General features: G+C 41.6%; 19 protein-coding genes. 17 read left to right on the top strand and 2 right to left on the bottom strand.

Annotated features, from left to right (window positions below; translation table 11 throughout):
- The first annotated feature begins 38 nt into the window (after positions 1-38).
- The 5 genes from HMPREF1505_RS04680 (at position 39) to HMPREF1505_RS04660 (ending at position 8,943) form a co-directional block, all read left to right on the top strand.
- Positions 39-2,501: a DNA translocase FtsK gene (locus HMPREF1505_RS04680; RefSeq protein ID WP_036923247.1), complete on the top strand. Its 2,463-nt coding sequence runs from the start codon at positions 39-41 to the stop codon at positions 2,499-2,501.
- Positions 2,502-2,545: 44 nt separating this feature from the next.
- Positions 2,546-3,160: a LolA-like putative outer membrane lipoprotein chaperone gene (locus tag HMPREF1505_RS04675; protein ID WP_036923244.1), complete on the top strand. Its 615-nt coding sequence runs from the start codon at positions 2,546-2,548 to the stop codon at positions 3,158-3,160.
- Positions 3,161-4,660: a DUF5687 family protein gene (locus HMPREF1505_RS04670; protein WP_036923241.1), complete on the top strand. Its 1,500-nt coding sequence runs from the start codon at positions 3,161-3,163 to the stop codon at positions 4,658-4,660.
- 435 nt (positions 4,661-5,095) lie between these two features.
- Positions 5,096-6,385, top strand: a complete 1,290-nt coding sequence (serS, locus tag HMPREF1505_RS04665; RefSeq protein WP_013265275.1) for a serine--tRNA ligase — start codon at positions 5,096-5,098, stop codon at positions 6,383-6,385.
- Positions 6,386-6,555: 170 nt separating this feature from the next.
- Positions 6,556-8,943, top strand: a complete 2,388-nt coding sequence (locus HMPREF1505_RS04660; RefSeq protein WP_036923238.1) for a bifunctional dihydroorotate dehydrogenase B NAD binding subunit/NADPH-dependent glutamate synthase — start codon at positions 6,556-6,558, stop codon at positions 8,941-8,943.
- Positions 8,944-9,275: 332 nt separating this feature from the next.
- Here HMPREF1505_RS04660 and queC read toward each other — a convergent pair whose 3' ends face one another.
- On the bottom strand, positions 9,276-9,932 hold the full coding sequence (gene queC, locus HMPREF1505_RS04655; RefSeq protein ID WP_004359607.1) for a 7-cyano-7-deazaguanine synthase QueC: 657 nt from the start codon (positions 9,930-9,932) through the stop codon (positions 9,276-9,278).
- Between the two features lie 117 nt (positions 9,933-10,049).
- Here queC and pgk point away from each other — a divergent pair, with 117 nt between their 5' ends.
- From pgk to HMPREF1505_RS04630, 5 genes are all read left to right on the top strand, one after another.
- Positions 10,050-11,300 carry a phosphoglycerate kinase gene (gene pgk / locus HMPREF1505_RS04650; RefSeq protein WP_013265062.1) on the top strand — a complete coding sequence of 417 codons (1,251 nt, stop codon included), beginning with the start codon at positions 10,050-10,052 and terminating at the stop codon, positions 11,298-11,300.
- A gap of 646 nt (positions 11,301-11,946) precedes the next feature.
- Entirely contained in the window at positions 11,947-12,579 is a 633-nt protein-coding gene (locus tag HMPREF1505_RS04645; RefSeq protein ID WP_036923373.1) for a vancomycin high temperature exclusion protein, read from the top strand.
- A gap of 116 nt (positions 12,580-12,695) precedes the next feature.
- Entirely contained in the window at positions 12,696-13,073 is a 378-nt protein-coding gene (locus HMPREF1505_RS04640) for a LytTR family DNA-binding domain-containing protein (RefSeq protein ID WP_226893203.1), read from the top strand.
- On the top strand, positions 13,063-13,950 hold the full coding sequence (locus tag HMPREF1505_RS04635; RefSeq protein WP_036923233.1) for a hypothetical protein: 888 nt from the start codon (positions 13,063-13,065) through the stop codon (positions 13,948-13,950). The genes HMPREF1505_RS04640 and HMPREF1505_RS04635 overlap by 11 nt, the downstream gene beginning before the upstream one ends.
- 784 nt (positions 13,951-14,734) lie before the next feature.
- Positions 14,735-15,346 (top strand): type 1 glutamine amidotransferase family protein, encoded by a 612-nt coding sequence (locus HMPREF1505_RS04630; protein WP_036923370.1) that lies wholly within the window; start codon positions 14,735-14,737, stop codon positions 15,344-15,346.
- A gap of 243 nt (positions 15,347-15,589) precedes the next feature.
- On the opposite strand, the gene HMPREF1505_RS04625 is transcribed toward HMPREF1505_RS04630, so the two are convergent.
- A complete protein-coding gene (locus tag HMPREF1505_RS04625) occupies positions 15,590-17,134 on the bottom strand; it encodes an alpha-L-fucosidase (protein WP_036923230.1) in 1,545 nt (514 codons plus the stop codon).
- Between the two features lie 257 nt (positions 17,135-17,391).
- On the opposite strand from HMPREF1505_RS04625, the gene HMPREF1505_RS04620 reads away from it, so the two are divergent.
- From HMPREF1505_RS04620 to HMPREF1505_RS04590, 7 genes are all read left to right on the top strand, one after another.
- The gene (locus tag HMPREF1505_RS04620; protein WP_036923228.1) at positions 17,392-18,708 is read left to right on the top strand and encodes an MFS transporter; all 1,317 of its coding nucleotides are present in this window, start codon (positions 17,392-17,394) and stop codon (positions 18,706-18,708) included.
- 54 nt (positions 18,709-18,762) lie between these two features.
- Positions 18,763-19,551, top strand: a complete 789-nt coding sequence (gene nagB, locus HMPREF1505_RS04615; RefSeq protein ID WP_036923224.1) for a glucosamine-6-phosphate deaminase — start codon at positions 18,763-18,765, stop codon at positions 19,549-19,551.
- On the top strand, positions 19,551-21,539 hold the full coding sequence (locus tag HMPREF1505_RS04610) for a glucosamine-6-phosphate deaminase (protein WP_036923222.1): 1,989 nt from the start codon (positions 19,551-19,553) through the stop codon (positions 21,537-21,539). Before nagB ends, HMPREF1505_RS04610 begins: the two co-directional genes overlap by 1 nt.
- Before the next feature lie 24 nt (positions 21,540-21,563).
- Positions 21,564-22,958, top strand: coding sequence for a sialidase family protein (locus HMPREF1505_RS04605; protein ID WP_036923219.1), 1,395 nt, complete (start codon positions 21,564-21,566; stop codon positions 22,956-22,958).
- 74 nt (positions 22,959-23,032) lie between these two features.
- Positions 23,033-24,439, top strand: a complete 1,407-nt coding sequence (locus HMPREF1505_RS04600; protein WP_036923217.1) for a DUF4091 domain-containing protein — start codon at positions 23,033-23,035, stop codon at positions 24,437-24,439.
- A 414-nt stretch (positions 24,440-24,853) separates the two neighbouring features.
- The gene (locus HMPREF1505_RS04595) at positions 24,854-25,378 is read left to right on the top strand and encodes a hypothetical protein (RefSeq protein WP_004359619.1); all 525 of its coding nucleotides are present in this window, start codon (positions 24,854-24,856) and stop codon (positions 25,376-25,378) included.
- 21 nt (positions 25,379-25,399) lie between these two features.
- Entirely contained in the window at positions 25,400-25,732 is a 333-nt protein-coding gene (locus HMPREF1505_RS04590; protein ID WP_036923212.1) for a hypothetical protein, read from the top strand.
- Positions 25,733-26,006 lie beyond the last annotated feature (274 nt).

Raw genomic sequence — 26,006 nt, 5'->3', positions numbered from 1 at the left:
AATTTATTACTTTTGCAAGTATAAAAGAATAGCGATAAATGGCAAAGAAGAAAACAGAACATAAAAGAAAGACTTTCACCGAGGCGATCGGACTAAATAACATTATTAACGACAAGACTGGATTTATTGCCGGACTTATCCTTTTATGCGTTGCCATCTATATCTGTGTAGCTTTTTTTAGCTATTTCAGTACAGGTGCAGCAGACCAAAGTTTAGTAACAGACCTTCGTCCTGGAGAGGTGGAAAACACAAGTAGAGTTTTCCAAAATGTATGCGGTTCACTCGGTGCAATCATATCATACGGACTTATTTCCCGCTGTTTTGGTATTCCAGCCTTTATCATTCCAGCCTTCATTGCACTTTGTGGTCTCCGCATGATGGGAGCCTACAAAAAGCTGAACCTAACGAAATGGTTCATGGGTATGGCTTTGGTAATGATATGGTCGTCTATTACTTTTGCCAAAGCACTTACCCCACTGATGGGTGACCAAGTCTATAATCCAGGAGGAGACCATGGTGCTTTCTGTGTTCAATACATGGAAAACCTTGTTGGTACACCGGGATTAATCGCTATATTGGTGATTATCATGTTGGCTTACCTCACTTATCTTACTTCCGAAACGATTACTGTCGTACGCAAGATGATTAACCCATTTGGGTATATTCGTGACAAAGTGAAGTTTACGGTGGTACATGATAGTAAGGGAGACAACACTGAAAACGTCTATGATGACGAGGTAGTTATTGAGGAAGAGCCTGTAGAGCCAACAGAATATGTTGATCCTACCCTCGCAGAACCTATCGACTTGCCAACAGAACCTACAATCGTTCTACAAGAACCAGACTCACTCTATTCACCTAATGGTGGTGACAAGACTAAGAATACAGCAGAGAAAGAAGGTCCAGGCTTTGAAGTTGAGGAGGAGAAAGTTGAGGAGAAAGCAAATAGCAAGACGCTTGCTAACAACAACCTTCCACTGACTCCTATCAATCCTCGTGAGCCATTTACAAAGTGGAAGTTCCCTTCACTCGACCTATTAAAGGAATATACTTCTGATTCTAAGACCAACTACGTTAGTCAAGAGGAATTAGAAGCAAACAAAGACCGTATTATCAAGGTGTTAAACGATTTTGGTGTACAGATTCGTAGTATTCGTGCAACAGTCGGTCCAACGATTACTCTCTATGAGATTACACCTGCCCAAGGTGTTCGTATCTCTAAGATTAAGAACCTTGAAGATGATATTGCGCTGAGTTTGGCGGCTATCGGTATCCGTATCATTGCTCCAATGCCGGGCAAGGGTACGATTGGTATTGAGGTACCAAATGCTAAGCCAAACATTGTGTCAATGTTCTCTATTCTGAACTCACGCAAGTTCCAAGACTCTACAATGGAATTACCAATCGCATTGGGTAAGACTATCACCAATGAGGTATACATGGTCGACCTTGCTAAGATTCCTCACCTACTCGTTGCGGGTGCTACCGGACAGGGTAAGTCAGTCGGTTTAAATGCTATCATCACCTCCCTTCTTTATAAAAAACATCCTAACGAACTAAAGATTGTACTGGTTGACCCAAAGAAGGTAGAGTTCAGTGTTTACTCTCCTATAGCCAAACCTTTCATGTCAGCTGTTGAGGAGAATGAAGATGAACCAATCATCACAGACGTTCAGAAGGTTGTAAAGACATTAAAAGGTCTTTGTGTTTTGATGGATGAGCGTTATGACTTACTGAAAGCGGCTCGTGTTAGAAATATAAAGGAATATAATCAGAAATTCCTCAGACACGAACTGAACCCAGAAGAAGGTCATGAGTTCATGCCATACATCGTTGTCATCATTGATGAGTTCGGTGACTTGATTCTTACTGCGGGCAAGGAAGTGGAGATGCCTATCACACGTATCGCACAGTTGGCACGTGCTATCGGTATTCACATGATTATTGCAACCCAGCGACCAACAACAACAATTATCACTGGTAACATCAAAGCAAACTTCCCTGGACGTATTGCTTTCCGCGTTGGAGCGATGATGGACTCACGTATCATCCTCGACCGACCAGGCGCACAGCAACTTGTTGGACGTGGTGATATGCTTTATCTCAATGGTGCTGATCCTGTTCGTGTACAGTGTGCCTTTGTTGATACTCCTGAAGTAGAGAACATTACCAAGTTCATTGCTAATCAACCAGGACCGGTTCGTCCATTGGAAATCCCAGAACCATTGTCAGAAGACGAAGTTGGAGGTGGTGGCTCACTGGACACTCACAACCTTGATCCATTGTTTGAAGAGGCTGCACGTGCTATTGTCGTCAGCCAACAAGGTTCAACAAGTATGATTCAACGTCGTCTGTCTATTGGTTACAACCGTGCTGGTCGACTGATGGATCAAATGGAGAAAGCTGGTATCGTTGGTGCAGCAAAGGGTTCAAAGCCACGTGAGGTACTGATAAGCGACGAGGTAAGTCTTGACAATATGCTTACTATCCTACGTGGATAACTAAGAATAAAAGTATAAGAAATCAGAATAAAAACGATAAAACAATGAAACAGATTAAATATTTACTATTGTTCGTAGCCATCTTTATGGCAAATAGTATTTTCGCACAGAATGCTAATCAGGCTAAGGCTTGTATGGATAAAGCTGCAGCCAACATTTCTAACTTGGGTGGTTTTACGGCTCACTTTGCACTTTCCAGACCCGGTGCTGTAGGTAGAACTGCGGGTACTATTTCTGTGAAAGGTGTTAAGTTTGTTGCCACAACACCACAGACAACTGTATGGTTTAATGGAACAACACAATGGTCATACATGAAGTCTACTGACGAAGTGAATGTTTCTACACCTACAGAAGCACAGCGTCTTTCAATGAACCCTTACGCATTGATGACATTGTATCGTCAGGGTTACAACCTTTCAATGACAAATGAAGGTGGTTCTTACGTGGTACACATGAAGGCAACCAATCCTAAACGTAATATTCCTGAGGCTTATGTAACTGTAAACAAAGCCTATCAGCTACAAAAGATTAAGATTAAGCAGGCTAATAAGTGGACTACTATCACCGTTTCTGGTATTCAGCGCAAGAACCTCTCAGACAATATCTTTACTTTCAACAAGAAGAACTATCCGTCTGCTGAGGTGATAGACTTGAGATAAATGACTTACTGGGAAGCTATACAAACATTGCATAAGCACTTCTACCTATCGGGTAGAAGAAATAAAATATGGCAAGCCAACAACGTAGCAAAGTACTTTTACTACGTGTTGGCTATTTTTCTTTGTGCTTATTTTGTATGGATAGGATGTGAATTGGCAGACCTCGTTATCGAGGATAATCTTGGCGGTTATCGTTTCATCTATGCCCTAATACCAGTATTTCTGTTCATTGATTATCTTTTCAGATATACGACAGACCACCGATTACTGATGCATATCCGTCCTTACCTACTCTTACCGCTTCCCAAACATAGCTATACAGACTATCTGATTCTGCGACAACTGATAGTTTTCAAGAATGTAAACCTTCTCTTTATCTGTATTCCCTTTGGTATCAAAACGCTCATTCCAGAGTTGGGTGCATCGGCTATGATTGGTTATACTGCAGGACTTTATCTCCTTCTACTTATCAATGGACAGTTCTTCCAATTTACACAAGTACTGACTGCACGTGGACTGTGGTATTGGCTCGTACCTATTCTTACCTATTTATCTATCGCCATAATAACAATCTTCTTCCCATCCCCACAAAGTTACCTCCAACGTTGGGCAGAGATTGGTAATGCAATGATAAGAGGAGAAGTGTGGATATATGCTGTAATGATATTGCTACTGATAGGAATGATATTGCTAAATCGCAACGTCCTTGAGCATCGTATTCTCCAAGAGCAATACACAGCAGCACCAGTGAAACATGACAAAAATAGCATAAACCTTACTTTCTTCGACCGATTCAACCAGATTGGTGAGTATCTTAAGATTGAAGTATGGGGTATTCTACGCAACAAAAGACTCCGTTTGATCTTCTTTCTCAACACCTTTGGTATCTTTATCTTTAGTCTAATCACAGCCTTTGATCCAGAGAGTGACATGGTTAAGATTAACGGCTTTGTCTACTATAGCTTTATCGTCTACGGACTAAGCTCACTCTCAAGAATCATGTGTTATGAAGGAAATTACTATGAATGCCTACTAATGCAGCGCAATAGTATCCAAAACCTTTTGCTTGCAAAGTATTATTTCTATACTGCCCTACTCTTAATACCGCTGCTCGCTTTCCTCCCTGTAGCTATAATTGGGAAGATAAGCTTTTGGACAGTACTATCTTATGCCCTCTTTGCGGCTGGTGTCGCCTATCGTATTCTATTTCAAATGGCAATATATAATAAGGTAACATTCTCTATGCAAGCTACCCACACGGGCAAGAATGCGAATACTAACTATATACAACTCATCGTTACAATCATTACCATTATCAGTCCATTCCCAATTACCGCATTAGGTACATGGTGGCTAAACCAACCGATCCTCTCCAATACTATCCTCTCCCTCCTTGGTATCATCTTCATAACCACTCATCGTCATTGGATTAGTAGTATCAGTCGAAAGATGAAAGACAACCAATATGAACAACTTGAAGGGTTTCAGAGGAGTAGATAAAGAAAACAACTTTCCGTTAAAACCAAAACTAAAAAAGAGCAGTTAGACTGGGTAATCACTCACAACTTGCATCTTCTTCACCACCTTTTTACATAGTGCTAAGCATCAGCACCACATGTGCGCAGCGTAAGCACCAAATGTGCGCAGCCTCAACCCCACAATAAAAGTACTAAAAATAAAATGAACTTTAGGGTGAATAGAACCGCCAAATAACAATGAAAAAGGTGACAAGAGGAATACTTATAAATCAAGCATAGCCAATATAATCTAAGAAACTCTTCTCTTAACAGGAAAATATCTACAATCATTAGAAAAACAACTATAGTTAATTCAACTCAACACAGAACAAAATAAGTAATATAAATGTTTTTGACTTATAGAAGTTTTTTCGTAACTTTGCTCTCAGAAACAAATTAAAATAAAGATTAGAACGTTATGCTTACATTAAAGCTCATCAGTGAAGAAACTGAACGCGTCATCAAAGGACTGGAGAAGAAACACTTCAAAGGTGCACGTGAGGCAGTTGAGAAAGTATTGGAATATGACCGTTTGCGTCGTGAGACTCAGCAGAAGCTTGACACAAACAAGCAGCAGCAGAATCAGCTCTCGAAGCAGATTGGTGGACTGATGAAAGAAGGAAAGAAAGACGAAGCTGACAAGATAAAGGAAGAGGTAGCACTATTAAAATCTTCTGACAAGGCTCTCCAAGAGATAATGGATATGGCTCAGAAGGATATGACAGACGTGTTACTGACAATTCCTAACATCCCTAACGAGATTGTACCTGAAGGTAAGGATGCTGAGGACAATGTTGTTGTAAAGGAAGGGGGCGAGAAGCCAAACCTACCTGCTGACGCATTGTGCCACTGGGACTTGCTGAAGAAGTTTAACTTGGTAGATTTCGACCTTGGTGTGAAGATTACTGGTGCTGGTTTCCCACTCTATATCGGTAAGATGGCACGCTTCCAACGCGCCTTAGAGGCATTCTTCCTCGATGAAGCTCGTAAGAGTGGCTACTTGGAAGTACAGCCACCATTGGTAGTAAATCAGGAGTCTGGTCAGGCTACTGGTCAGTTGCCTGATAAGGAGGGACAGATGTATCATGCTAATCTCGACGACCTCTATCTCATCCCAACAGCTGAGGTTCCTGTAACAAATATCTTCCGTGACGAGATTCTCAACGAGCAAGACCTGCCTATTAAGCGTTGTGCTTACTCTGCTTGTTTCCGTCGTGAGGCTGGTAGCTATGGTAAGGACGTACGTGGTTTGAACCGCTTACACCAGTTTGATAAGGTTGAGATTGTACGTATCGATAAGCCAGAGCACTCTTATCAGTCATTGGATGAGATGTTAGACCACGTTGAAGGTCTTTTAAAGAAGCTTGAATTGCCTTACCACATCCTCCGTCTTTGCGGTGGAGACATTAGCTTCACAGCTGCTCTCTGCTATGACTTTGAGGTGTGGAGTGCTGCACAAGAGCGTTGGTTGGAGGTATCAAGCGTGTCAAACTTCGAAAGCTATCAGGCAAATCGTCTGCACTGTCGTTTCCGTCATGCCGAAGACAAGAAGATTGAACTCTGCCATACATTGAATGGTTCAGCCCTTGCTCTGCCACGTATCGTTGCAGCTATCATCGAGAACAACCAGACCCCAGAGGGTATTCGTGTACCAAAGGTACTTGTTCCTTACTGTGGTTTCGAGATGCTCGACGACAAGATGGACTAAAAAATACAGCCCCTCCCTTAAAAAGGAGGGGCATCATTACCGCGAACAACTAATAAAACAACAAAAGCTACTTACCCTTATCAATCTTTTATACGACTCTTTACAATAGAAGAACACCCAAAGTATAAAGAACACATAGGGTCAGTACTTTTAATATCTATTACCACTCCATGAACAAGATTATCCGTAAACAACAGTTTTCAGAGAAGGTTTTCTGCTTAGAAGTAGAAGCACCGCTCATTGCACGAAGCTGCCGTCCAGGTAACTTTATCATCGTGCGTGTTGACAACCACAGCGAACGTGTACCTTACACCATTGCGAAATCGGACCCAGTAAAGGGTACGCTCACCATGGTTATCCAAGAGGTAGGACGCTCATCAACAAAACTTTGCCAGTTGAATGAAGGCGATGAGATTGTTGATATTGTCGGACCACTCGGTACCCCATCCCATATTGAGAACTACGGTACGATTATCTGTGCGGGTGGTGGTATTGGTATCGCTGCCATTCTCCCTATCCTTACAGCACTGAAGCAGGCTGGTAACAGAGTAATCTCTGTCCTCGCCGGTCGTACTAAGGAGTTAGTTATCATGGTAGACGACGTAAAGAAATACTCTGATGAGGTTATCATCATGACCGATGATGGTTCCTACGGAGAGAAAGGTGTCATCACCGTAGGCGTAGAAAAGGTGATACAGCGCGAACACGTAGACAAGGTGTTAGCTATCGGACCTCCTATCATGATGAAGTTCACCTCTCTTTTAGCAAAGAAATACGGCATTCCTAACGATGTTTCACTCAATACTATTATGGTGGACGGAACTGGAATGTGTGGTGCTTGCCGCCTAACGATTGGTGGTAAGACTCGCTTTGTCTGCATTGATGGTCCTGAATTCGATGGCGACCTCGTCGACTGGGATGAGATGTTCAAGCGAATGGGGACGTTTAAGGATATTGAGACCTCCCCCAACCCCTCCGAAGGAGGGGAGTGCCTGGCGGAAAACAAGTCAGAAAAAGAGGCTCAAGGAAAGAGTGGAGATTGTTGTGACAGTGAAAAAAATAAGTCTGCAAATAACGACGAAAACACTTCATCACCTACAGCCCACGTATCAGAAGAGCTGGAGGGAGCCGATTGGCGCACCACATTACGCAAGGAACTTAAGCCAAAAGAGCGCACAGCTATTGAGCGTGTGAAGATGCCAGAGCTGGATGCTGACTATCGTGCGAAGACCCGTTTAGAGGAGGTAAATATCGGACTAACGCCAGAGATGGCTATGCAAGAGGCTAAACGCTGCCTCGACTGTCCGAAACCTTCTTGCGTAGAGGGCTGTCCTGTAAACATTCACATACCAGACTTCATTAAGAATATAGAGCGTGGCGACTTCCTCGAAGCAGCCAAGATACTCAAGGAAACATCTGCCCTACCAGCCGTATGTGGTCGTGTTTGTCCACAAGAGAAGCAATGTGAGAGCCGTTGTATTCATTTGAAGATGAACTCACCAGCCGTAGCCATCGGCTATCTTGAGCGTTTCGCAGCCGATTATGAGCGTGAAAGCGGACACATGGCATTGCCAGACGTTGCGCCATCCAATGGTATCAAGGTAGCTGTTATCGGTTCTGGTCCTGCAGGCTTAAGCTTTGCTGGCGACATGGCTAAGCGTGGATTCGAGGTTTATGTATTTGAGGCACTGCACGAAATTGGCGGTGTTTTGAAATATGGTATCCCTGAGTTCCGTCTACCAAACAAGATTGTTGATGTCGAAATAGATAATCTTCGTCGCATAGGCGTACACTTCCAGACCGATACTATCGTCGGTAAGACCATCAGTATAGAAGACTTAAAGGAGAAAGGCTTCAAGGGTATCTTCGTTGGTTCAGGTGCCGGATTACCTAACTTTATGGGTATTCCAGGCGAGAACGCTATCAACATTCTTTCAAGTAACGAGTATCTGACACGTGTAAACCTCATGGATGCAGCCAATCCAGAGACCGACACACCAATCATTATGGGTAAGAAAGTTTTGGTTATCGGTGGTGGCAACACGGCTATGGACTCTTGTCGTACTGCCAAACGATTAGGCGCTGACGTCACACTTGTCTATCGTCGTTCTGAAGCAGAGATGCCTGCACGTCTTGAAGAGGTGAAGCATGCTAAAGAAGAAGGTATCAACTTCCTCACTCTTCATAATCCACAGGAATATAAGGCGGATGAGAAAGGTCGTGTATGTGCCGCTGTCTTAGACGTAATGAAACTCGGAGAACCAGACGCAAGCGGACGCTGTCGACCAGAATTGACTGGTGAGACCGTCACTGTCGAGTGCGATCAGGTTATCGTTGCCGTAGGTGTATCACCTAACCCATTGGTACCTAAGTCTGTAAAGGGACTTGAATTAGGTCGTAAAGACACCATTGTTGTCAACGAACAGATGCAGAGTTCACAGCCAGAAATCTTTGCTGGTGGTGACATTGTACGTGGTGGTGCAACGGTTATCCTTGCCATGGGAGACGGAAGAAGAGCCGCTGCAAACATGGCAGAACAATTATTAGCAGAAAAATAATCACCCTGCTTATTGCTTGTATTGGTTAGTAGCATGTTTTATTAATGACAGTTACTCCCTTTCCAACAACAACAAACAATGGTGCTAAGCCTTAGCACAAATGGTGTTTACATACAGCACCATTCGTGCGAAGCATCAGCACATGTGCAAAGAGGTATAAATAGCTTACTTTCTGTACCCTGAATAAAGAGCAATATACTAACAAACAATGTATATGAGAAGCGTGTACAGAATAGTATGAAACCTTATAATCGAAACAGTCGGATTGAGTTCTTCAATCCGACTGTTTTAGTTTTTGTAATTAAGAAACTAAAAGTAATAGAACAATCCTATCATTCCTTGCTATAAATCGTTGGGTCTTTCACACCTGCAGCTTCAAAGGCTTCCTTACGTTCAACGCATGTTCCACACTTACCACAGTGAATATCAGCACCTTTATAACAGCTCCAAGTCTTAGAATAGTCTATTCCCAACGCAGCACCACGCGCCACAATCTCAGCCTTAGTAATCTCCGTATAAGGCGCCTCCACACGCACTTTCACAAAGGTTCCAGCCTCCGTAGCACCATTCATCGCATGGATAAACTCTGGACGGCAGTCAGGATAAATCGTATGGTCGCCACCATGATTAGCAATATACACACGCTTCAACTCATGACTCTCGGCAATACCCGTTGCAATCGCAAGCATAATGCCATTACGGAAAGGAACAACCGTCGACTTCATATTCTCTTCCTCATAATGCCCCTCTGGGATAGCATCAGCCCCATCAAGCAACGAACTCTTAAAATACTGGTGCATAAACGACAACGGAATCGTTATATGAGGAATCCCCAACTTCTCACAATGATACTGAGCATAAGGCAGTTCCTTAGCCCCATGGTTCTGACCATAGTCGAAAGAGATTGCTAAAGCGATCGTCTCCGCCTTATCATAAAGCAACGTGATAGAATCAAGTCCACCACTGACAATAATAACCGAATCTTTCATTACAATCTTATTTTTCTGCAAATTTACAAAAAAGATAGTGTTTGATTTCACCAATCCATCAAAAATTAGTATTTTTGCGGATAGGAATATTATAACGTTACAAATAATAAAGAACAAATGAAAATTAACGATTTTAACTTCGCTGGACATAAGGCTATCGTCCGCGTAGACTTCAATGTGCCTTTGGATGAGAATGGTCATGTAACTGACGAGACACGTATCCGTGGTGCTTTGCCAACACTTAAGAAGGTATTGGCTGACGGTGGTGCTCTTATCATGATGAGCCACATGGGAAAGCCAAAGGGCAAAGTGAAGCCAGAGCTTTCATTGAGCCAGATTGTTAAGAACGTAAGCAATGCCCTCGGCGTTGAGGTTAAGTTCGCTAAGGACGCTGGTAACGCTGAAGCTGAGGCTGCTGCATTGAAACCAGGCGAGGCTCTCTTGCTTGAGAACCTTCGTTACTATCCAGAAGAGGAAGGCAAGCCAGTAGGTGTTGAGAAGGGAACTCCAGAGTTCGACGCTGCAAAGGCTGAGATGAAGGAACGTCAGAAGGACTTCGCTAAGAAGCTCGCTTCATACGCTGACGTATATGTAAACGATGCATTCGGTACAGCTCACCGCAAGCACGCATCTACAGCAGTTATCGCTGACTATTTCGATGCTGACCACAAGATGTTGGGTTACCTCATGGAGAAAGAGGTTACAGCTATCGACAACGTATTAAAGAACGCTCAGCATCCTTTCACCGCTATCATCGGTGGTTCAAAGGTAAGCTCTAAGCTCGCTGTAATCAAGAACCTCCTTGACAAGGTTGACAACCTCATCATCGGTGGTGGTATGGGTTATACCTTCATCAAGGCACAGGGCGGTAAGATTGGTAAGTCACTCCACGAGGACGATTTGATGCCAGAGGCATTGAACGTAATTGCTGCAGCTAAGGAGAAGGGTGTAAACCTTTCACTCTCTGTTGCTACTGTTTGTGGTAAGGACTTCTCTAACGATACCGAGCGTAAGGTATTCCCTATCGACCAGATTCCTGATGAGTGGGAAGGTATGGACGCATCAGAGGAGAGCATCGAGGAGTGGAAGAAGATTATCCTCGCTTCTAAGACAATCCTTTGGAATGGTCCTGTAGGCGTATTCGAGTTGGAGAACTTCGCTAAGGGAACTGGTGAGATTGCTAAGGCTGTTGCACAGGCAACTCAAGAGAACGGCGCTTACTCTCTCGTAGGTGGTGGTGACTCTGTTGCAGCTGTTAACAAGTTCGGTCTTGCTGACAAGGTTTCTTACGTATCTACCGGTGGTGGTGCTATGCTCGAGGCTATCGAGGGTAAGGTACTCCCAGGTGTAGCTGCTATCGAGAAGTAAGAGATTTATCTATCTCTCAAATATACACAAGCCGTTGCTTCATCATGAAGTGACGGCTTTCTTTATATAACGAACTAAAAGAAGAAACAAACCATATAAGAAAGTAGTATCTAATAGTTTACCAAAAGATAATTAACGATTTACAGTCCAAAAAGAGATTATAAACCTCATCAAGCCACTCTCTTTTGTAATAAAAACGTCATACCTACAATTTTATCCTTTGAACTTTGAATATTGAACATTGAACTTTATGATTTGTACTATTAACTTTGAACAATTACCGACTACGAATTTCTCTAATTACGCTAAAATTTTTGCTAAATAATTCGTGTCATTCGCGTAATTTGCAGTTAACTTTTTGAGTTGCGTTTAACCCTTAAGCTACATCAGTAATCATAATTTTGAATTATAAATTATGAATTATGAATTAATGTAGTAATCATAATTATGGATTGTGAATTATGAATTATGAATTAAAAACTTGCGGTTTCATACACCCTCAGCACCATTTCATCAGCAGGTAAGAAAAAGATAAGAGTAGATAAGAGATAAGCATTAACTTTGCATCGAAATAATTAAAAGACCCTATCAAAACTATCGCACTTACACGCGCAAAGCTTTGATACATATAAAGAAAATAATGCAGATGAAAAGAAACAAACAAAGGAAAAAGCAAATCATTCTTTCCATCATCGCTATCATTGCCCTACTTGGAACCATAATCTTATTGTGCAACATCATTGTTGATAAGAACGCAAAAGGAAGAACATTCAATGATATCAATGATGTTCCCACTATGCAGACAGCCCTACTGCTCGGCACTAACCCAAAGGCAAGGGGAGGTAAAAGACCGAGTTCCTTCTATATGGCACGTATCAAGGCGACTGCAGAACTATATAAACATGGGAAGTTCCGACAGCTTATCATTAGTGGAGACAAGCGCAAAGGCTATGACGAACCACAAACAATGCGCCATGACCTTATAGAAAGAGGTGTGCCTGATAGTATCATCACAATGGACGGACAAGGCTATCGTACCCTACTGTCTATGAGGAATATCAAACAACACTTTCGGGTTAACGATATGATTATCATCTCACAGAAGTGGCACAATGAGCGTAGCATCTTCTTAGCAGACAAGATGAATATTAAAGCTGTGGGATATAATGCTGATGACGTACGACATCCAAGAGCTATATGGACACATATAAGGGAGTTATTGGCAAGAGTTAAACTCTTTATTGACTTGTATGTTACACATCGAAAAGACTTCTGTTAGTAGTCAATCTAAGACATTGATTGACAGAAAGAAATAGATTTTCTATACAAAGCAACAAGAGTATAGCTTTTTATTACTAAATTTGCAGTACTATAACAATTTGTTGACAATAAGTAGTGAAACAGCTGTTAATCATACAAAACGGAAGCACAGAAATGATGCGATTGGCGTTTGACGAGATTCTTTATATCCGATCAGACGGCAACTACTGTGTGATGACACTTTCAAATGGTGAGGAGATACAGTTATGGATGAACCTCAAAGCCATTACAGAACTCATTGATCAACAGATGAGACAGCAAGAAATTGTATTCGTAAGGGTGGGTAAACAATACGTTCTCAACCTTCACTATATCAGTAGAATTGACACGAAGAAGGACCAGCTGAGCCTGTGGAGAAAAGAACTATCACAAAAGATAGTACTCGACTCTATTTCCCACAAGGCACTTCAGCTCCTTGAAGAGGGTATAAAACAAAAGCAGAATGAGCTATAGTGACGACGACATCCAGTTCTTAGGAGGTACGGAATTCAAACCTTCTCAGCTAACAGACAAGCAGCAACCAACATCCCGCAGATGGTGGATAGGAGTTGTCGTGCTTGCTTTTATCGCCCTTTCTGCTGCAACCTTCTACTTCTGGCAGAAAGCAAACAGCCGTATCCTCGCTTTTGATTACCCATTAAGTCGTACATCAACAGAAATCATTCGCGACTTGGAGAAGATGCCAACAGACTCTTTACAAGGGGTAACGATGAAGGTAGATTCGCTCTACGGTGTGAGTATGAGACTATACGAACTGCACGGACTCACACCTACCCTATCTCGCACTGCCCCTTCAGACAGCGACTCTACCATCTGCCTTGTCACACATGGTTGGGACTTCTATTGGGATGAAAACCATCAATATAAATACATTGGCGACTTTATCGATCATGGTAAGGAATATGCCAGCAACCATAATAAGGCTGGCTTTGTGGCTATTGTTGGCGACAAGTGGCAAATAGGCATCGGTCAAGATGATTCCATAAAGGAGTATGTCAAAGCCCACAATGGTAGTATGTTCCGCCAATTTGCCCTCGTATCGGCAGGACAAATATGTGAGGAGCAGTTTGCCTTAAAGGGAAAAGTGACACGCTGTGCATTAGCACGTAAGGCAGGCTCTACAATGATTTGGTATGTTGAGACAATCCATAAAGAATCCCTCTACGACTTCGCACAAGCCCTTTCCGACTATGGCTTTACCGATGCAGTCTATCTGACAGGTGGAAACAATGGCAATACGTTCTATCGTACCCCATCCGATAGCATCTGTGGAGTGGCTGATTGGAAGGGATACGGAAATAACCTACTTATATTTAAGAAAACAAAATAGAAACAAGTTAATAGGAATATCAAATAAAAAAATAAAGACTTCATTTGTACGTAAGTATATTGAAGAGAGTATGACAATTTTAGTTCTTAAAACAATATATATATTTTAGTTTGAATAAGATGTTTATATCTTGTTTTTTTGTATATTTGCACTATATTTTAAAAGCATTTAATCAATGAATAAGGTTATGTGTAACTCTTCTGCGATAAGATGTATAAACTACTGTTGATCATCAACAAGTTACATAAATAGATACATACAAGTTCTGGTAAAGAATGTCATTTTGAGCCTTTTTGCTACAATGTTACGTTTATAAGTTCTTGATATTCAACGTTCATTATTGCTGAAGAGTTATTTTGTTTGTAATTAAAATATAAATAATATGGAAATTATCTCATTAAGAGGTCCCCAAAACAGTGGGAAAACAACAACACTAACGATTGTGCATGGTAAGCTATTGGAACAAAGCTCTCAAAAGTCTAACAATTATTTTAAAGAAATATCTAATGGTGATTTTCTTGATGTCATAGAATACAATGGAAGAAAAGTTGGTATTGTTACACAGGGAGATTATTCAAGAGGAGAATGCTCTGTAAAGAACCATCTTAGAGAATTAAAGAATTTGGGATGCGATGTAGCTATTTGTGCTTGCACAATCGGTTACGGCAAAGACAGTATTCAAGCTGCTATCAATGCATATCCTATGCACGATTACATTGAAAAGAAACGGGTTGACGATGCCACGCTATACGACACTGCCAATCATGAAGATGCGAATAAGATAATGGCACTACTTAACCTCCAAAAAGTTTTGTTTGTCTTATTGAATGAATACACAGATTGGGAAGGTGCTTTTCTCTCTACAGCCCTTCATGTTGGCGTAATACCAGGTAGTGAAATCAAGTACAGAGTGCATACAGTTGCTCCGACATTAGATGCAGTCTGTTCCATTGGTGGATTCAAAACATTGCCCAACTATTCTTTTGAGAATATGCCCAAAGACTATGCAGCCTTAGTGCTTATCGGTGGCAATCAATGGGATTCTCCTGAAGCAGAACTTGTTGAGCCATTGGTACAAGAAGCATTGAATAAGGGCAAACCCGTAGGAGCTATATGCAACGGAGCATCATTTCTGTGTGCTCATGGCTTCTTGAACAACGTAAAACATACGGGTAATGGTCTCGACCAACTTAAACAATGGGGTGGTGAAAGATACACGAACGAAACAGGATATGTGAACGCACAGGCTGTAAGTGATAAAAATATCGTTACAGCAAATATTACTGGTCACTTGGAGTTCACTCGTGAAATGCTCTCACTTCTGAAAGCCAATACCTCGGAAAAGATTGCAGCTTGGTATGACTTTTATAAGAATGGATTTGTAAAACAGGAGTAATTCTAACAAATAAAATTGATGGGGAAAGGCTGTGGTAAAATGCATATGCCATTTTGATAATCTTACTGTTTGAAATAATTCATTAAAAATGACCATTTCTCTACTCGATTTTGAGTAAAGAAATGGTCTTTTCTCTATTTTAGGAAAAACCTACTTCTAGTTGAAAGTTGTCAAGTTATTAATTTGCATTTTGACACACGCTCTTTCTATATAACTTGTTGTAATAAGTCTGAGAATGATATTCTAATCTCTTAAGCGATAAAGTCCAATCTCAGAGATAGCAGGTACGGCACGCACCTCACTGATGATAAGGCGAACCTCCTTAGCAGTCTCGACAGGGAACTTCAACAAACGCTTATGACCAACGGTAGTACCCTCTGTAACTTTCTTCCAGTTGCCCTTAGCATCCTTTACTTCAAGTGAGAACTTCTCTACACGCTGTCCCTTACGGATATCCTCTTGTACAGAAAGGACATTAAAGGTAGCAGGTTTATTCAGTTTGAATGAGAAGACAGCCTTACCATCCTTCATCTTTGGACGTACAGAAGTGTCATAATTATCGTCAATAACATTGCGACCCTTACCCTCTGAAAGCGCACAAGTAACCTTAGCCTTCGCCAAGAGATTATCAGTGAAGGTGTTTGCATACAACTGGCGGAAACCACGAAGACTTCTTATATCAGCCTCAGAGAGTTTACCTTCCTTATTAGGAGGGAGATTCAAGAGGAGTACACCATTCATTCCAACAGATGTGAAATAGATATCCATCAGTTCCTTAGGCGACTTCACCTTGCTATCCTGATCCTCATGATAGAACCATCCTGGACGGATAGATACGTCAATCTCAGCTGGATACCAAATAAGTGACTTTGCCTTTTCAATCTTCTTACGACTACCAAGGTCTTGCCCCATCATATCACCAACAGGTGCAGTCAGTACTTCCTTCTGTGAGTTCTTTGCAATAGCATCCTGATCAAGATTGTCCTTTGGCACAACACTCCATTCCATCTCACGACCACGGCCAGTCTCTGTACCAACCCAACGAACATCAGGTCCCATGACAGCTATCACTGCCTCTGGCTGCAACTTACGAATAAGCTCATACCAACGTACGAAGTCATACACCTGCTTCTTACCATTTGGTCCTTCACCACAAGCACCATCAAACCACACTTCACTTACCTTACCATATTGTGTAAGCAATTCCGTCAACTGTTTAACAAAGAAGTCGTTATAAGCTTCAGTTCCATAAAGGTCTGAATTACGATCCCAAGGAGAGAGATAGACACCAAAGTTCATACCATACTTCTTGCAGGCATCGCTCACCTCACGTACAACATCACCTTTACCCTTCTTCCATGGAGAGTTCTTAACACTATGTTCTGTATAAGCCGATGGCCACAAACAGAAACCATCATGGTGCTTACAAGTAAGGATAGCACACTTAAAGCCTGCTGCCTTCAACTCACGTATCCACTGATCAGCATCAAGGTCAGTAGGATTGAAGATAGCTGGTGACTCCTTACCATCACCCCACTCTCTACCAGTATAGGTGTTTATACCATAATGCAAGAAAGCAGTAAGTTCCTGACGCTGCCAATTAAACTGACGAGCAGAAGGAACGACATTTGCTGCCTTACGAACAATTTCCGCAGGAGAATCTGTCGGATTGATTATTACAACGTTCTGCTCCTGAGCATGAAGCGTTGGAAGAACTACCGGCGATAATAATAAGCTTGTACAAGCTATCGTTGCCTTAAAAAAATGGGAATAAGAATTCAGCCACATAATTATATAGGTAATGATTTATAAATGTAATTTTAATATTCTACGGCAAATTTAAATATTTTCGTCGAGAAAACCAAATACGTTCACAATAAAACACATTTATAAGCGTTATATATACAATAGTAAGAATTCAAAGAAGTGCGGTTTTCAAAGTTAGAGATTCACTGCATTGGTAAATTAAAGTTAAATAAAACCTTTTTGATAAGTAAAAACCTCTCTTTAACTGTTACTTTCTTTAGAAATCCTATATAAAGAAAATGAGTCTAAACCCTAAGAACCTAAAAGAGGAAAACAAGATGCTGCATAGTCCAGCAACATGGGTTCCTACGCTTTATTTTGCCATGGGTATGCCCTTCGTCGTACTCAATATGGTTTGTACATTAATGTATAAAGGAATGGGAGTATCTGATGGACAGATAGCCTTCTGGACCTCTCTAATCATGCTTCCTTGGACCCTAAAACCATTATGGAGCCCGTTCTTAGAAATTTATAAGACAAAGAAGTTCTTTGTTGTATTGACACAGCTGCTTACAGGTGTGCTTTTTGCCTTAGTAGCCTTTGCCCTTCATCTTCCTTTCTTCTTCCCCGTCACAATAGCGATACTTGCAGTTATCGCGATGAGTGGTGCTACGCATGATATTGCAGCAGACGGAACCTATATGTCTGTGCTCTCAAACGAAGAGCAAGCACGATGGATTGGTTGGCAAGGAGCATTCTATAATATTGCAAAGATTGCTGCGACTGGAGGATTAGTCTACCTTGCAGGTATGTTTATTGAACATTTCGGAGTAACAAAGGCATGGATGTTTATCATGTTTATTATCGCTACAATCATGTTAGTGATAGGCTGTTACCACATCATTATACTCCCAAATCCAAAGAAGACTACAACTGATTCTCCTAAAACATTAAAAGAATCGTTAGGTGAACTTGTCGAGGTATTTATCGACTTTTTCAAGAAGAAACACATAGTATATTATATCTTCTTCATCATCCTCTATCGCTTTGCTGAAGGATTTGTAATGAAGATTGTTCCTCTCTTCCTCAAGGCATCACGTGCCGACCAAGGTTTAGGATTGAGTGAACAAGAGATTGGACTTTGCTATGGTACCTTTGGTGCCGCTGCCTTTGTCATCGGTTCAATCCTTGCAGGCTATTATATTGCATGGAGAGGACTGCAAAAGAGTCTCTTCTCACTTGCATTGGTATTCAATATCCCATTCATAGCCTATACATTCTTAGCAATCTATCAGCCAGAGAGCCTTTGGTTGATTGGTGGTGCTATTGTAATGGAATACTTCGGCTATGGTTTCGGATTTGTTGGACTCTCCCTCTTTATGATGCAACAGATTGCACCTGGCAAACACCAGATGGCACACTACGCTTTCGCAAGTGGTATCATGAACTTGGGCGTAATGTTACCCGGTATGTTGAGTGGTGTTTTCAGCGATTTCTTGGGTTATCGCCAATTCTTTATCTTCGTATTGGTATGTACTATTCCAGCACTGTTGGTTACATGGTTTGTCCCATTCACCTATACAGATGATACGAAGACAGAAAAACTTGAAGCATAAGAAAAGAATTTTATAACATAACAAACCAAAACATAATAATTAAAACCAAAGATTATGAGATTAATCATAGAACCTAACTACGAAAAGTTATCTAAATGGGCAGCAAACTACGTGATTGAGCGTATTAATGCTACTAAGAATCAAGACAAGCCTTTTGTACTCGGTTTGCCAACTGGTTCTTCACCAGAGGGCATGTATGCTGAGTTGGTAAAGGCATATAAAGAAGGTAAGGTAAGCTTTAAGAATGTTGTTACATTCAACATGGATGAGTATGTTAGTTTGCCAGAGAGTCACCCACAGAGCTATCACAGCTTTATGGCTGAGAATCTCTTTAACCACATCGACTGTCCTAAGGAGAACATTCATATCTTGAATGGTAATGCAGAGAACCTCGAAGCAGAGTGTCAGCATTATGAGGAGATGATTCGTGAGGCAGGTGGTATCGATCTCTTCCTCGGTGGTATCGGTCCTGATGGTCACATTGCCTTCAACGAACCAGGCTCATCTCTCCGTTCACGCACTCGTATCAAGACATTGACCTCAGATACACGTATTGCAAACTCACGTTTCTTTGACAATGACCCTAACAAGGTTCCAGTACATGCACTGACAGTAGGTGTTGGTACAGTAATGGATGCTAAGGAAGTGTTGATTCTTGTAAATGGTCACAACAAGGCAGAAGCTTTGCGTGCAGCTGTAGAAGGTCCACTCACACAGAAATGGACAATCAGTGCTTTACAGATGCACGAGCACGGTATCATTGTTTGTGATGAAAGTGCAACAGACAAGCTAACAGTAGAAACATACAAATACTTTAAAGACATAGAAAAGGAGAACTTGTAATGAAACTGAATTTAAGTTCACAGATTGTACTCAATCAAATACCTGAGGAGTTTTATCGTCCTGCAACAGCTATCGAACGCTCTGAGATAACACGTTTTGAGAAGGTTCCTACTGATATCTTCCCAACGATTGAAGAAGGAGCTATCGACATTGCCAACCACCTTGAGACAGACATCAAGAAGAGAGAACAGGAAGGAAGAAAATATGTTATGGGCGTTGGCTCTGGTTCTTCCCTCACTCCTATCTTCCACGAGCTTATCAAGCGTCATCAAGCAGGTAAGTTGAGTTTCAAGAATGTTGTTGTCTTCAATGCATACGAATACTTCCCACTGAGTGAAGAAAACGTCAATCGTGGTATCAACCAGCTCAAAGAGCGTTTCCTGAATCATATTGATATTGAAGCAGAAAACATCTTTACGCCAGATGGTACTATTGCTCAGAATGATGTACAGGAGCATTGCCGTCAGTATGAGCAGCATATTAAGGAATTAGGTGGTCTTGATGTTATCCTTTTGGGTATTGGTCGTATGGGTAATATCGCTACCAACGAGCCTGGTTCAAGCCTTACATCTGCTTCTCGCCTTATCTTGATTGATGAAACTTCACGTGAGGAGATGAAGATGAGCTTCGGCTCTCAGGAGTCAGTTCCTCCATGTTCTATCACTATGGGTGTTAGCACTATCCTCTCTGCACGTAAGATCTTCCTTACAGCATGGGGTGAAGAGAAAGCTGAAATTATCAAGAAGACTGTTGAGGGTAAAGTAAGTGATGCTGTTCCTGCATCTTTCTTGCAGACACATAACGATGCACATGTTGTTATTGACCTCTCTGCAGCCGCTAAGTTGACACGTATTCAGCATCCTTGGCTTGTTGCTTCATGCAAATGGACAGATAAGTTAGTACGCTCTGCACTTGTTTGGCTTTGCCAGATTACAGGTAAGCCACTTCTCAAGTTGACCAACAAGGACTATAATGAGAATGGCCTTAGCGAACTCCTTGCACTCTATGGTTCTGCATACAATGCAAATATCAAGATCTTCAATGATCTCCAGCATACAATTACAGGTTGGCCAGGTGGTAAGCCAGATGCTGACGACACCTATCGTCCAGAACGTGCTAATCCATTCCCAAAGAGAGTGATTGTATTCTCTCCACACCCTGACGATGATGTTATCTCAATGGGTGGTACACTTCGTCGTTTGGTACAGCAGGGGCATGACGTTCATGTAGCATACGAGACATCTGGTAACATCGCTGTAGGTGATGAGGAAGTTGTACGTTTCATGCACTTCATCAACGGCTTTAATCAACTCTTTGCTAATGAGCAAGATGAGGTTATTAAATCTAAGTACAAAGAGATTAAGGAATTCTTGAAGAATAAGAAAGAAGGTGACATCGACTCACAGGATATCCGTACCATCAAGGGACTTATCCGCCGTGGCGAGGCACGTACTGCTTCAACCTTCAACCAGATTCCTCTCGACCATGTTCACTTCCTCGACCTTCCATTCTATGAGTCCGGTAAGATTGAGAAACTTCCAATGGGCGAAGCTGATGTGAACATTGTAAGAGAACTCATTACAAAGGTAAAACCTCATCAGATTTATGTAGCAGGCGACTTGGCTGACCCACACGGTACTCACCGTAAGTGTACAGATGCCGTTCTGGCTGCTATCGACCTTGAGAAGGAAGCTAAGGCAGAGTGGTTGAAGGATTGTCGTGTATGGATGTATCGTGGTGCTTGGGCAGAATGGGAAATTGAGAACATCGAAATGTGTGTTCCTATCAGCCCTGAGGAGCTGCGTGCAAAGCGTAACTCTATCCTCAAACACCAGAGTCAGATGGAAAGTGCGCCATTCCTTGGCAACGACGAACGTCTTTTCTGGCAGCGTTCAGAAGACCGCAATCGTGGCACAGCTAAGCTTTATGATGACTTAGGTTTGGCTTGCTACGAGGCAATGGAAGCATTTGTTGAATACAAGTTTTAATACTTATAAGACAAACAAGAATTAATGTATAAGAAGATCTTATTAACTGTTTCCCTCTGCGCCTCACTCTTACAGATAGGTGCAGTAGGAACAGAGAAGAGCAATAATATCAAGAACGATGATGGTTGTACCACCATCGTTTTTGATAGAGCAAACAGCCCTGTTCCTTATCGTATCCCAGCTATTACCGAGACACGTAAGGGAACACTGTTAGCAGCTTGCGACTTCCGCCTTAGTCATACCGACGTGGGATGGAACAACAGAAATGGTTTGTGGCAGATTAACATTGTTATGCGAACGAGTAAGGACTTTGGTAAGACTTGGTCTGACACTGTTTGCGTAGCACGCGGTAACGAACATGCGGCTGACCCAATTCGTACTGCTTTCGGTGACCCAAGTATCATTGCTGATCGCACGTCAGACAATGTATTACTTCATTGTGTAGCAGGTAAGAGTGCTTATCAAACTGCAACCCGTCAGAACCCACAGCATGCTTACTTCTTCCACAGTACTGATGGTGGTAAGACATGGGATAATGGAACAGACCTTACCGAGATGATTCATGGTCTCTACGATGGAAAGCTACCTAATGGTGGCAACCCAGATGGTATCTTCCTCACATCAGGTAAGATTATGCAGAGCCGTTACATCCGTAATGGCAAGTTCTATCGCCTTTACATCGCACATCCTATCCGTCAGAAAGGTGTTGACCGTTGTGGTACTTTCGTTATCTATTCTGATGACTTCGGTCGCACATGGCACGTCTTAGGTACTCCTTCAAAGGCTCCTTCTATTGCTCAGGATGAGTCAAAGGTTGAGGAGATGCCAGATGGTAGCGTATTGCTTAGCTGCCGTGACGTTTACGGAGGCAGACGCTTCAACATCTATACTTACAAAGATGCTGCGAAAGCTACAGGTAGTTGGGGCGAAGAAGTTATGCCACAGAATATGACTGGCAAGCAGGTAAATGCCTGCAATGGTGGTATTCTGATTGTTCCTGCAAAGCGAGTTGCTGACGGCAAGAAGCTTTTTGTAGCCCTTCAGTCAGTTCCACTCAGCGCACGTCGTGACAGTGTAGGTTTCTTCTATAAGGAGTTGGCAGCTTACACTGACTATTCTACAGCAAAAGCATTGGGTAGCAACTGGAAGAAAGGTCTGCGCGTAACCGACGAGTCTTCTTGCTATTCAACAATGGTTCTTATGAAGAATCAGCGCATCGGCTTCCTCTATGAGGTACGCGGACAGAATGACGGCTATGACATTGAGTTCAAGAGTTTGTCATTGAAGACGATTACTAATGGAGAATATGACATTCTTCCTTACGTTGATCGTTCTAAGTACGTGGTTGATGCAGCTAAGGCACATCAGGCCAAAGCACCACTTGCTGTAAAAAAAAAGCAAGTGAAAAGAAAGAAATAACAGCCTGGAGAGGCGAACGTATTGGACTTGAGTTCTTATTACCAGAATCGGTAAAAGGCAACTTAAAACTAACTATGAGCTGTAGCAATCGACTCCTGTCGACTGCTACAGCTCATTTTCTTTCTGCCGTTATCACTGATGACTTCCAAAACTGTGGTGATCACCCCGACTCCTTGCAGACATGGCTCATGCCCGACATCATTGGCGATGACAGTATAAAGGCTGATGATTCTATGTATGGCAAGTCTGCATGGTGCACAGTTGAGATTCCTCAAAACATTAAGGCAGGTAGGTACAAATTAAACTTACTGCTACAACAAGATGATAAGACAGTAAGTACCATCCCATTCATAATCAAAGTGCTCAATCGCAAGCTTACCCTCTCTGACAACTTCCATCTCAACTTCTGGCAACAACCCTATGCTGCGAGCAGATACTACGGTGTAGCCCCTTGGAGCCAAGCACATCTTGATATCCTACGTCCTTATATGCAACTTCTTGCACGTGCAGGACAACGTAACGCTTCAGCTATTCTCTTCTACGAACCTTGGGGCGTACAGAGCAATGACAAGTTCGATGCGATGATTGAAACGACACGAAAGGCAGACGGAACATGGTCGTATGACTATACTGCCTTCGACCGTTGGATTTCGTTCCTCGACTCTTGTGGAATCAATGGAGATATCAATTGTTTCTCAATGGTGCCTTGGGACATGACTTTCACCTATTATGATGAAGCCTCGAAAAGCTATAAGGAACTTAAAACGACAACTAACAGCAAAGAGTACAGCGACTTATGGATTCCATTCTTACATTCCTTTGCTGCCCACCAGAAGGAGAAAGGTTGGTTTGACAGAACCGTCATAGCAATGGACGAACGCGCCCTCGATGCTATGCAAGACGCCTACCGAATTGCGCAGGAGGCAGCACCGGGTATCAAGATGTCATTAGCAGGAAACTACCACAAAGAACTTGTCGATAAGATCTATGATTATTGTATTGCTTGGAAGCAACAGTTCACACAAGAAGACCTTGCTTTGAGAGATTCAAAAGGTTGGATTAGCACCTCCTATACCGCCTGTCCCGATGCCATGCCAAATGCTGGCAGCAACAACGAGCCGATAGAAGCAACCTATCTCCCACTCTATTGCCTTGCTAATGGCTTCAATGGTTTCCTCCGCTGGGCATGGATGAATTGGACTGATAACCCTATGTATGACAGTCGCTTTAAGTTGTTCACACCTGGCGACACCTACATCGTATATCCAGGAATGCACTCAAGCCGCCGTTTTGAACATATAATAAGAGGTGTACAAAACGTTGCAAAGATTGAGACATTACGCAAGGAGTACAAGCAAAAAAGGAATCAGAAAGCCTTGCAGCTGTTAGAAGATGCCCTTTCTCAGTTCAAAAATCCAACACCAAACGAGGCTGAATTGAAATCAAGCATAAATAAGATTGAGTTACTGCTCAACAAATAAACATTATAGGGAAAGGCCTTTCAAAACACGAAGTGATTAAACCAAAACAAATTAAGGAGGAATTACACAATACTACTATTATATTACGATGAAATTCTTTTCCTGTCATTTATAACAACTCAAGTAAGCCGATTATAAATTTACAAATTTACAGCATACATGAGATGATAAAAATGACAGGAAACGCATTTTTAATGGAATTACCCTATCATCGTCATATTGAGAAACTGAATTAGAATTATTCACAAATGGTTATATCCTACACAATAAAAGAAAAAATATTCCTTTCAATCTAATAAATAACATCAAATGGACAAAAAGAGAGAGCATCTTACAACAAAAAAAACTATTTAAATTGCTCATATGTAGGAACTTTTATATCTTTGTAGCAAATAAACAACTTATAAAAATCAAATGGAAGACAAATTAGTTTCTAAACACATATTGGATGCAAGCCAATATGAAGGAAAAGGAAAATGGAAGGGAGTTATACAAGGTTGGGTTGTATTCCTAATTATTTATGGCATTACACGCATACCAAACGTACAGCAAGCTATGTTAGACTTTGCTAATTCGATGAAAGGCGTAGCTTGGCTCTCATCTGGAGTAAACTTTATTATTCATGGTCTATGGATAATTGCAATTCTTTTAGTAATAGGAACGCTGATAAAATGGAAAGAGAAACAGCCCTTCATGGAGTTACAAATCTATGAGGATGGAATCGGCTTTGTAACAATGTTTGGTAAATTGGAACGTGTAGAGCACAATAAAGTTTATTTCCACTACGGAAAATATCAAAAAAGCATTTTCATAGATTGTGCCGTATTGGGTATATCAGCCCATAACATTCCATGGGAGTACTTCTCACAGGCTGACGTTCTACACAAGAATCTTGAACGCTATGCGAACTGGGATATGCATAAGTATCAAAAGAATTAACCTACATTTCAACATTCACAAATGGAAATAAACACATATTACATAATGGCTGTACTTGTTATCTTGTGCGGAATTATAGCAATAGTCATAGGGGTATGGTACAATATCAACTACGGAAAGTTTACACCAAAGATTGAGATCTTTTCAGATGGAACTGGACGTATGCTCTTTCTTGGTGTCTCTGAACGCTGCAAGAAGCAGATGGTTCGTTTCAACGCAGAGTATCAAGTTGGACAAATCATCAATTATCAAGGACAGAAATATGTCATAGAAGAAATCAAGCCTATTACTACAATAGACGTCAAATATCTTGGTCCACGCCATGGTCTTGCTGCGTACTTGAAAAGAGCATAACCCTTAACAAGTGAAAATCGAGTAGAATGAAAACTAAACCTTTCCTTTCTACTCGATTATTATTTTTAATCTACACGTTTATAGTTCTTTTATTGGGTCTTCAGGATTTTGGAGTGATAAGGTTTGTCACTTAAGGTTAGGTTTCTTACGAAATGTCACACAGAGAAAAGGAGAAGACGGAGGATTATTTAACCCCAATCGATCATTAGACCACAATATGTATAATTCTTATTACTATGGTATTGTTTCCTAACATCTTTTATTTTCTTATCGG

This window comes from Prevotella sp. ICM33, from assembly GCF_000517825.1.
In the GTDB taxonomy this organism is placed as follows: domain Bacteria; phylum Bacteroidota; class Bacteroidia; order Bacteroidales; family Bacteroidaceae; genus Prevotella; species Prevotella melaninogenica.
This window is presented reverse-complemented; position numbering and strand designations above follow the sequence as displayed.